The sequence below is a fragment of the Rheinheimera sp. genome, assembly GCF_020217005.1.
Classification (GTDB): domain Bacteria; phylum Pseudomonadota; class Gammaproteobacteria; order Enterobacterales; family Alteromonadaceae; genus Pararheinheimera.
Genome location: NZ_JAIWOI010000290.1, coordinates 1 through 10000, shown reverse-complemented (window position 1 = coordinate 10000; position 10000 = coordinate 1). Strand labels below are relative to the sequence as shown.

The following is a 10000-nucleotide window of genomic DNA, read 5'->3' as shown; positions in this document are numbered from 1 at the left end:
CTCAGCCAGATAAACTGATTTTCGAAATTACCGAATCTATGTTAATGGGAGATACTGATGCGGCTATTGCCCAGTTAAATGAGTTAAAAGGGCTGGGGGTCACTTTATCTATTGACGACTTTGGTACAGGCTATTCATCGCTGAGTTATTTAAAGCGATTCCCGGTAGACGAGCTGAAAATAGACCGTTCTTTTGTCAAAGACATTCCGGATGACACCAACGATATGGACATAGTTGCAGCCATTATCGCAATGGCGCAAAAGATGAATCTGCGCGTGGTGGCGGAAGGGGTCGAAAGCATAGAACAGATAGAATTCTTGAAAAACAATGCTTGCTACCTGGTCCAGGGTTATTACTTCAGCATGCCAAGAGCAGAGCAGGACTTATATAACCTGAGTTATCAACCATTATTAACAGGGGAAGCTTCACTGTAATCTGCTGTTGTCAGTAAGCCTTGTTACTCAGGCAGTTTGCAGGGCCATACCCCAAAAAACCAGGAACGATCCATGATCAAACTAAAACTGTCCTTGTGCAGTACGGCAATGCTTTGCGCGCTATTGCCTGCTGCTTCGGCGGACCAGACCACGCCGGTACAAGGGATCCGCGATAAGTCTCCCCAATTTTATGCACTAACCAACGCTACAGTGATACCTGAACCAGGTAAGCGTCTTGATAAAGCCACAGTCCTTATCAGTCACGGCAAAATACACAAAATACAAACTCAGGCAGAAATCCCGGCAGGTTATCAGGCCATAGACGCCAGTGGCTATTTTATTTATCCGGGCTTTATAGATTTATACAGTCAGTATGGCGTGCCTAAAGCGGAAAAAGGTAATGGTTTTGAGTTTGGCCGCAAACCCAATTACAGCAATGATCGCAAAGGTGGAAACGCCAGTAATGCGGCTATCCATGCCCGTCGTCAGTGGGTCAGCGAATTCAAACCAGACGCTGAGCAAGCAAAAAGCTATCAGCAGCAGGGCTTTACTACAGTTCAGTCTGGTCACTTTGACGGTATTTTCCGTGGCCAGGCTTTTGTAACCTCTTTGCTACCTGGCTTACCAAATGAAGCTGTCATGCGAGCTCAGGCCAATCAATTTATGGCTTTTGGCAAAGGCACATCGGTGCAAAGTTACCCCTCTTCTTTAATGGGAAGCATAGCCCTGATACGTCAGACTCTGGCTGATGCGAACTGGTACAGTCAGGCTTATGGTAAAAGCGACTGGCGTTTTTATAACCAGGCTATTGAGTTTAATGCGGATTTGGCAGCACTGGGCCAGTTAAAAACTCAGGGCCTGGTGTTTGAGGCTACAGATGATCAGGCGCTGTTACGGGCTGATCAAATATTCAAAGAATTTGGTTTGGATAAAGCTGCTTTGGTTGCTTCAGGTTATGAATACAGCCGTATTGACCTAGTGAAGGCCATGGGGCGCCCGCTTATTTTACCTTTGGCTTTTCCTGCAGCTCCTGCGGTGCAACAACTGAATGACCAACTGGATGTAGAACTGGCGCAGCTAAGGCACTGGGAAAGAGCGCCTGCCAATGCGGCAGTGTTGGAACAGGCCAAAGTTCCTTTTGCCCTGACTTTGCACAAACTGGAAAAACCAGAGCAATTCTGGCCAAACCTGCGTAAAGCCATGTCTTATGGTTTGAGTCAGCAAAAAGCTTTAGCTGCTTTAACTACAGAACCTGCTAAATGGTTAGGCCTGGATAACCAGATTGGCAAAATTGCTGAAGGTTATCAGGCTGATTTAGTGGTCAGTAAAGGTGATCTGTTTGCTGATGGTGAAATTGTAGCGACCTGGGTTCGTGGTCAGCAACAGCAATTTAAAGCTATGGATTTACCAGCCTTTGCCGGTACTTATCCCTTGATTGTGAATGGCATCAGTTTGCCTTTAGAACTGACGGAAAAAAAAGGTGCAGTGGAAGGCTCGGTGAAGCTTGGGGATAAAACCAGCAAGCTAAAACACCTGACAATACAGAAAAATCAGCTGCAGTTTGTCCTGGATTTAAAAGCTCTGGGCCAAGGCTCCGGCATAGCGCAATTTAGTGGTGAACTTCAGGGCAAAACCTTGCAAGGCAAGTTAGTGACAGCTGAAGGTAACTTAGTGGTTATCAGTAGTCTGCAGCAACCTTTGCTTGCCAAAGCTGAACCGAAAAAGGCCGTTGAAACACCAGTCCTGGTGTCAAAGCTGACTACTCCGAACCGGGCTTTTGGTGTGACTGAAAAAGCCAAACAACAAAATGTGCATATTAAAAATGCTACGGTCTGGACCTCAGCCAAAGCCGGTAAGTTAGAAAATACTGATGTGCTGGTAGAAGATGGCAACTTTGTCAAAATTGGCAAAAATTTATCTACCCCATCAGGCTTTAAAGTGATTGACGCCACTGGCATGCACCTGACCGCAGGTATTATCGACGAGCACTCACATATTGCCATTGACCAGGGCGTGAACGAAGGCTCAGACGCGGTGACTTCAGAAGTGCGGATCGGTGACGTGCTGGATGCGGACGATATCAATATCTATCGTGGCTTAGCTGGCGGTACCACCACAGCCCAGTTGTTACATGGCAGCGCTAACCCCATTGGTGGCCAGGCACAAATTATTCAGCTGCGCTGGGGCGATACGTCGGACCAGTTGAAATTTAAAGGTGCGCCAGAGAGCATCAAGTTTGCTTTAGGTGAAAACGTTAAACAATCCAACTGGGGTGAAGACTTTGTCAGCCGTTATCCGCAGACCCGCAGTGGTGTCGATACTATTATCCGGGATGCGTTCCAGGCTGCCAAAGAATACAAAGCTCAGTGGGCGGAGTACGAAGATTTATCTGGCTCACAGCAGAGTAAAACAGCGCCGCCGCGACTGGACTACCGTTTAAAAGCTTTGGTTGAGATTCTGGATAAAGAACGTTTTATCCATGTTCACTCTTATGTGGCCTCTGAAATTCTGATGATTATCAAATTAGCTGAAGAGATGGGCTTCAATATCACTACTTTTACTCACATTCTGGAAGGCTACAAAGTTGCAGACGAGATGAAAGCACATGGCGCCAGCGCTTCAACTTTTGCCGACTGGTGGGCTTATAAAATGGAAGTGCAGGATGCAATCCCAACCAACGTTTGTTTGATGCAACAACAAGGGGTCCTTGTCAGCGTCAATTCAGACAGTCCGGATTTACAGCGCCGTCTGAATCAGGAAGCGGCCAAAGCTATGGTCTACTGTGGTATGGACGAACAGCAAGCACTGAATATGGTGACGATCAATCCTGCGAAGCAGCTGAAAATTGATTCTAAAGTAGGTTCAGTGGAAGAAGGTAAACAAGCCGACTTCGTACTATGGTCTGCACATCCGTTGTCTGTCTACGCCCGAGCTCAGCAAACCTGGATTGAAGGTGCGCCTTACTATCAACTGACGATGGACGAGCAACTGCAGCAACAGGTGAAAAGCGAAAGACAACAACTGATCCAAAAGGTGTTGCAGTCTGCAGATGACGATAAAGCTGGTTCTGGCGGTTCTTACAAAGCCAATAACCCGGTTTGGCACTGTGAAGATAACCATGATGTGTTGTCTCTTGCCTTCGATCACCAGCACTAATGGAGTCATCAATGAAACATTCTAAACCCTTCGTACTTGAAGCTGCAGCATTGTTGACTGCACTCTCTCGCCCCAGTCACATATTTCAGCGGATTGACTTTGCTCCTTGTCGAGCATCCGCCTCAATCCATAGACACATAGCACAACTATGCTCCTGGGGTCTCAATCATTTGTCGCCTCGCTGCAACTCCAATTACTTTGGCTTTCACGGGCTTTTACTGGTGACTGCATCGCTGAGCTTGACTGCTCAAGCCAACGATATAGTGCCTGCGCCTAAACAAACTCAAGCCATACTGTTGCAGGATGCCACAGTGCATACGGTCACCAATGGCGTATTAAAAGACACAGACGTCTTACTGGTGGACGGTAAAATCAGTGCCATAGGTGCAGATTTAGCTGTACCAGCTGGTGCGCAAGTGCTGTCGTTACAAGGCAAACAGTTGTATCCGGGGTTGGTCGCTTTGGCGAATCAACTGGGTTTAACGGAAATTGAAGCGGTGCGGTCTACAGACGACACGACTGAAGTGACTACTACCAATCCTGATGTTAAAGCGGTGGTGGCTTACAACGCCGACTCTGAGGTAATACCTACGATTCGAGCCAATGGCTTTAGTTATAGCTTGGTGTATCCAAACGGTGCTTTACTGATGGGGCAATCCGCTTTGATGCAATTGGACGCCTGGAACTGGACAGATGCCACAGTGGTTGATTCAGTGGCTTTGCATATCAAATGGCCGCGGGCCGATGTGATGCCAAACCCATGGCGTCCAGAGAAACCAGAAGAAATACGCAAAGCCAGCCAAAAAGCTATGGCTGAACTGGAAGGCTATTTTAAAACGGCGAAAGCTTATGCTGACGCTGTAGGAAAAGGTGTCAAACTGCCGGTAGATTCACGCTGGCAGGCCATGATCCCAGTGTTTAAAGGCGAATTGCCGGTTTTTGTGCATGCCAATGACGAGCGTCAGATAGAACAGGCGATGAAGTTTGCCCAGCGATATGGTTTTGCGTTGACAGTAGTGGGTGGCCGTGATGCCTGGCGCATTGCGCCGCAACTGGCAGCCGCGGACGTCTCCGTTATTTATACCTCACCTTATGGTATTCCTGAACGTGCTGATGAAGCCTCCAGCCAGTCTTTCCAGACACCGGCCCAGCTTGCGAAAGCCGGGGTGAAGTTTGCGCTATCTTTGGATGGCTACTGGGATACCCGCAATGTGGTGTTTGCTGCTGGTCAGGCCATCAGCTATGGCTTGAGTCCGGAGCAGGCGTTACGTTCTGTTACACTTGATGCCGCAGCTATTGCTGGTGTAGCTGATAAAATTGGCAGCATAGAGGTGGGAAAAGCCGCCACTTTAGTTGTGTCTGATGGCGATATTTTTGATTATCTCGGACACAAGGTGCGATACATGTGGATTGATGGGCGTGCTGTAGACCTAAACAGCAGGCACAAACAATTACATGATAAATATCAGCAACGTTATCAAGCCAAAACTCATTAATGTATTCAGGGGTGAAAGCCCCTGAACTTTTAAGGAATTATTATGAAACTGATGTCAATCAGTGCGTTATCCGCCATGCTGGTGCTGACGGGCTGTCAAAGTACAGTCACGGCTCCTGTGGTGGCTGAGCAACCAAAAGCCAGTGTTAAAGCTATTGAAGCCCATATGAACTTTTTAGCTGACGATAGCCTGGAAGGTCGGGATACCGGCAGCCGTGGCCATCAGATCGCAGCAAATTATATCGCTGCGCAATTGGCAGCTTTAGGTCTAGAACCTGCTGGTGAGCAGGGCTATTTTCAGTCTGTGCCTATGCGTAAAGCTTTATTGGTGCAAAGCAGCGCTAAAATGTCACTGACTAAAGATGGAAAAACCACAAACTTTGATTACCCAAAGCAGTTTTTCACTGGGCCCAGTACTTTACATGCCAAAGTGGATGTCACTGCGCCTTTGGTGTTTGTCGGTTATGGACTGGTTTCGAAAGAATTTAATCTGGATGATTACGCCAATCTGGATGTCAAAGGCAAAATTGTGGTGATGCTCAGTGGCCGTCCTAAATCCTTACCCAGCGAAGAAGCAGCACATATTCAGAGCTTAAAAGCTGAAAATGCAGCTGAACGTGGCGCTGTGGGTATAATCACACTGCATACTCCTGTTGAGGAAAAAGTCCGGCCTTATGCCAACAGTATCATGTACCTGAGCAGCCCCCGTATGCGTTGGTTACATAAAGATGGCAAAGCTGAAGGCGAATTTGAATCCTTAACTGGTTCAGCTTATCTGCATCCTGATGCGGCTAAAGTGTTATTTCAAGGCGCCAGCCGTTCTCTTGACGATATTTTTGCTGATATTGCAGCAGAAAAAGTCCCTACAGGTTTTGCGCTCGCAGGTTCTGTTCATTTAAAGCGTGAATCTACCTTAGAAGACATCAGCAGTCCAAACGTGGCTGCCGTCTTACCTGGTTCAGATGCAAAATTAAAAGACGAGTATGTGGTTATCACAGCTCACTCTGATCACATAGGTTTTTCTAACGATGTGCGCAGCAAAGACAAAATTAACAACGGTTTGATGGATAACGCCGCTGGTGTCAGCATTATGTTGGAGACGGCGCGTTTGTTTGCTCAGCAAGCCGAACGACCAAAACGTTCTTTATTATTTGTGGCTGTGACGGGGGAGGAAAAAGGCCTGCTAGGTGCGGACTATTTTGCGCATAACCCTACACGTCCAATCGACAAGTTGGTGGCTAACGTCAACATAGATATGCCAGTCTTGTTGTATCCTTTTGCGGATATAGTCGCTTTTGGTGCCAACCACTCCAGCCTGGGGGCCACAGTAGATACGGCTGCTGCGGCTGTAGGTATTAAACAGAGCCCGGATCCAATGCCGGAACAAGCGATTTTCACCCGTTCAGACCATTACACTTTAGTGCAAAAAGGTGTACCTTCCGTATTCCTGATGACTGGTTTTACGTCCAAGGATCCAAAGCAAAAAGGTGGTGAAGTCTGGGGTAAGTTTTTCGCTAAGCATTACCACAAACCAACAGACGACAAGGCGGGTTTAACAGCAGATTTTGGCGCTATCCGTTACGATGCCGGCGCAGTATTCGCTGATATCAACTACGGTATTACCAAAGAAGTAGCGAACAAGCCACAACGTCCTTTCTGGTTAAAAGACAGCTTCTTTGGCAAGATTTTTGGCAAAGATTACAACACGCAGAAGTAAATAAAATCGGGGTCAGCTCACAGTAGTTTGGTTTAACCAATGTGAGCTGTCCCAGTGTTATTTAATGTTCCATAATACGGCTTAGTAAAGCCCGTACTGTCTCTGGTTCAAAAGGTTTATCACAAAGTGCATTGACACCGGACTGAGCAATGTTGGCTAAGTGAGATTCATTGGCTTCACTGGTGACCATCAAGACTGGAATATGGCTTTGCTGGCTGTGTTCGCGAATGTACTGAGTCAGTTCCTGACCATTCACTTCCGGCATATTAAAGTCCGTCACTACCAAATCAAACATGTTGTTTTTTAATAGTTCTATGGCTTGCTGACCGTCTTCGGCTTCGGTTAAATGCTGGATCCCCAGATTCTGTAATACCCTTTTAATATGATTACGTGCCAGACGGCTGTCATCTACTACCAGTACCCGCACATCGTGCACGTCAAATAAACTCAGCTCAAGCTCAGCCGGGCTGAGTAAGTCAATGGCTGCATTTAAGGCTTTACCCAACTGCACTGAGTTAAAAGGTTTAGGTAAAATAGCCACTACGCCTGACTGTTTAAACTGCTCTAATTGGGCTTTTTTGGTTTCAGAGGAAATAAGCACAAAAGGCACGTCCGCTAAATCGGCATCGTTTTTCAGCTGAGCTAATAGCTCCAGACTAGTGCCATGCTCAAAATACAAACTGCTGATCACCAGATCGGCTTTATGTTGTTTTAGCTGCACTAAGGCTGAAGCAATACTATCTGCTGTACTGACCTGGGTAGAGCCCTCTTCGGCCAGTTGTTTGATAATGATTTTGCGTTGAACCTCAGAAGGTTCAATCAGCAGAATAGATAAATCGGCAGGGGATAGTTGTTGCATCAGATACTCACTTGATCAGGGGGCTGGTTAACCACCAGCCCATTTATGTTTGTAACCCAGTTTGGTTAACTCCTGCTGCACCAGTTCGCGTTGATCGCCCTGTATTTCAATCACGCCATCCTTGACCGAACCACCGCAACCACATTTTTTCTTTAACAAAGCTGCGATTTCAGCCAGCTTTTCGGCGCTTTCAGCCAAACCCGAGATAGTGATCACCGCTTTGCCATTGCGACCTTTCGTTTCACGTTTTAACCTGGCATGGCCGTCAGCAAAACTTTGCGTCACAGCTTTTTGCGGTTTAGCTTTGTCAATCCGGCCTGAATTTGTACTGTAGACCAGATCTTCGCCCACTGCCGCTGAAGCCGCTTCAGGCCGCCCCAATTGTTGTTGCCAGTCGGCTAAGGAGATTTTTTTGCCACTCATAAAACAATCTGTGTAAGTCGTCAGAAAGCGCACGATAAACAAGAGTTATCCAAACAGCAAGTGTTATCCCCACTGCAGCCAGAGCTGCTTTAGTTGGTGTCTGAACTTTTACACAGTGCGTTGCAGAAGTCAGTGGGCAGGTGGTAGTCGCTGAATTTGGTTGCTTTGCCACCTTGTTGCCATTGCACTAGTTTAATGAAGAAAAATAAAGGGCTAAAAAAGCCATTGGCAAATAAAAGGCTTCTGGTAAACTATCGCTAATTTTAGAAATCTGGATGGCTGAAGTGTCTATTAATTTATATCTGGAACAGTCAGGATTATCTGCCTTACTACAAGAACAGGAAACGGCGATAGAGCAGGCTGTTACAACATTAAAAAGCCAACTGGCTACAGCCGCAGCGCCTGCGGTCACCTGGCGTTATCAGGTACCTGAATTAGGCGAAGGCGGTGCTTGTTCTTTATTTGGTCAATTGGCTGAACAACCTTATGATCTGGCTGCTACTTTAGGTCAAAACTCAGCCACAACTCAGGCTTTGAGTCAGTTAACAGCTGTGGTGCACAATTATCAGCAAAGCAATGACAGTGACTGGTTTGGTATTTACCAAAAACGCCAGAATCCACAAGGCGAAACCGTATTAGTGAAGTTGGCCTATTTTGGCGCAGCTTCCCGTGCTGAGTTTCCTTTAACCGCAGAATTTGCGCAAATTAGCAATAACAGCACTGTAGGTTTGACTGGCAAAGCCAAAGTCATTAACGATGTCACTGCGTATTTAACAGCGGGTGGCGAATATTACACCTGTGATCCAAAAGTATTATCCGAAGCTTGTTTGCCTTTATTTAACAACAAAGGTGAACTGGCAGGTATTATTGACGCTGAGGCATTTAAACGTCAGGCCTACCATACAGAGGCGCTGGTTCGCCTGGTGGCGATTTGTCTTGTGCTGCCAGACTTATTGCCTGCATGATAAGATGAGTTCAAATTGATTTCCTAACACCGCAAACTAACAGGTAAAATTTATGTTTTCGCACTTACAGCCGACCCCTATAGATCCAATTTTAGGTTTAATGGCCGCTTATAAAGAAGATCCAAATCCACTAAAAGTTGACCTTGGGGTGGGTGTCTACAAAGACGAGCAGGGTCATACTGCTGTGCTGGACTGTGTGAAAAAAGCCGAAGCGCTGCGTTTACAAAACGAAGACAGTAAAACCTATATAGGTATGGCTGGGGACTTATCCTTTAACAGCCATATCGAAAAACTGGCTTTTGGTCAGCATAAAGTGCTGTTATCTGGCCGTGTCACCACTGCTCATACCCCAGGTGGTACAGGAGCTTTGCGGGTTGCTGCTGAATTTATTAAAAAAGCCAATCCGGATGCTACAGTCTGGGTGACTAACCCTACCTGGGCTAACCATATTTCTTTGTTTCAGGCCGCTGGACTGAAAGTAAAAGAATATGCTTATTACGACTGGGAAACTAAAGGTTTAAAATTTGACGCTATGATGGCTGAACTGGCGCAAGTTCCTGCTGGTGATGTGGTGCTGGTGCATGCCTGTTGTCATAACCCAAGCGGTATGGATTTAAACTTCGAGCAGTGGAAGCAGTTTGCTCATTTAGCCAAAGAAAAAGGTTTTACACCGCTGGTCGATATGGCCTATCAGGGTTTTGGTTTAGGTCTGGATGAAGACACTCAGGGCTTACGTTATGTTGCGGATCTGGTCGACGAACTGATTTTATGTAGCTCTTGCTCAAAAAATTTCGGTTTGTACCGGGAGCGTATCGGTGCTGTCAGCATAGTGACAGCCGACAGCAAAACTACAGATATTGCTAAATCGGTGTTATTGGCCGTAGTGCGTAGTATTTATTCTATGCCTCCGGCTCACGGCGCCATTATCGTCAGTCATATTCTGGATAGTCA

General features: G+C 46.6%; 8 protein-coding genes. 6 read left to right on the top strand and 2 right to left on the bottom strand.

Translation table 11 applies throughout. The features are described 5' to 3' along the window. From LDL40_RS14125 to LDL40_RS14110, 4 genes are all read left to right on the top strand, one after another. Positions 1 to 434 (top strand): EAL domain-containing protein (locus tag LDL40_RS14125; protein WP_300996038.1); only part of this gene is annotated, 434 nt, incomplete at its 5' end. A gap of 72 nt (positions 435 to 506) precedes the next feature. Then, positions 507 to 3590, top strand: coding sequence for an amidohydrolase family protein (locus tag LDL40_RS14120; RefSeq protein WP_300996037.1), 3084 nt, complete (start codon positions 507 to 509; stop codon positions 3588 to 3590). A gap of 221 nt (positions 3591 to 3811) precedes the next feature. Then, positions 3812 to 5086, top strand: a complete 1275-nt coding sequence (locus LDL40_RS14115) for an amidohydrolase family protein (protein WP_300996036.1) — start codon at positions 3812 to 3814, stop codon at positions 5084 to 5086. A 42-nt stretch (positions 5087 to 5128) separates the two neighbouring features. Further along, on the top strand, positions 5129 to 6802 hold the full coding sequence (locus LDL40_RS14110) for a M28 family metallopeptidase (protein WP_300996035.1): 1674 nt from the start codon (positions 5129 to 5131) through the stop codon (positions 6800 to 6802). Between the two features lie 61 nt (positions 6803 to 6863). On the opposite strand, the gene LDL40_RS14105 is transcribed toward LDL40_RS14110, so the two are convergent. Together LDL40_RS14105 and LDL40_RS14100 are read right to left on the bottom strand one after the other, a co-directional pair. Then, on the bottom strand, positions 6864 to 7661 hold the full coding sequence (locus LDL40_RS14105) for a response regulator (protein WP_300996033.1): 798 nt from the start codon (positions 7659 to 7661) through the stop codon (positions 6864 to 6866). 27 nt (positions 7662 to 7688) lie between these two features. After that, entirely contained in the window at positions 7689 to 8084 is a 396-nt protein-coding gene (locus LDL40_RS14100; RefSeq protein ID WP_300996032.1) for a translation initiation factor, read from the bottom strand. Positions 8085 to 8359: 275 nt separating this feature from the next. Between LDL40_RS14100 and LDL40_RS14095 the strand changes: the two genes are divergently transcribed. Together LDL40_RS14095 and LDL40_RS14090 are read left to right on the top strand one after the other, a co-directional pair. Beyond that, positions 8360 to 9049 (top strand): GAF domain-containing protein, encoded by a 690-nt coding sequence (locus tag LDL40_RS14095; protein WP_300996031.1) that lies wholly within the window; start codon positions 8360 to 8362, stop codon positions 9047 to 9049. A gap of 52 nt (positions 9050 to 9101) precedes the next feature. Further along, a partial coding sequence (locus LDL40_RS14090; protein ID WP_300996030.1) for an amino acid aminotransferase occupies positions 9102 to 10000 on the top strand: 899 nt, incomplete at its 3' end.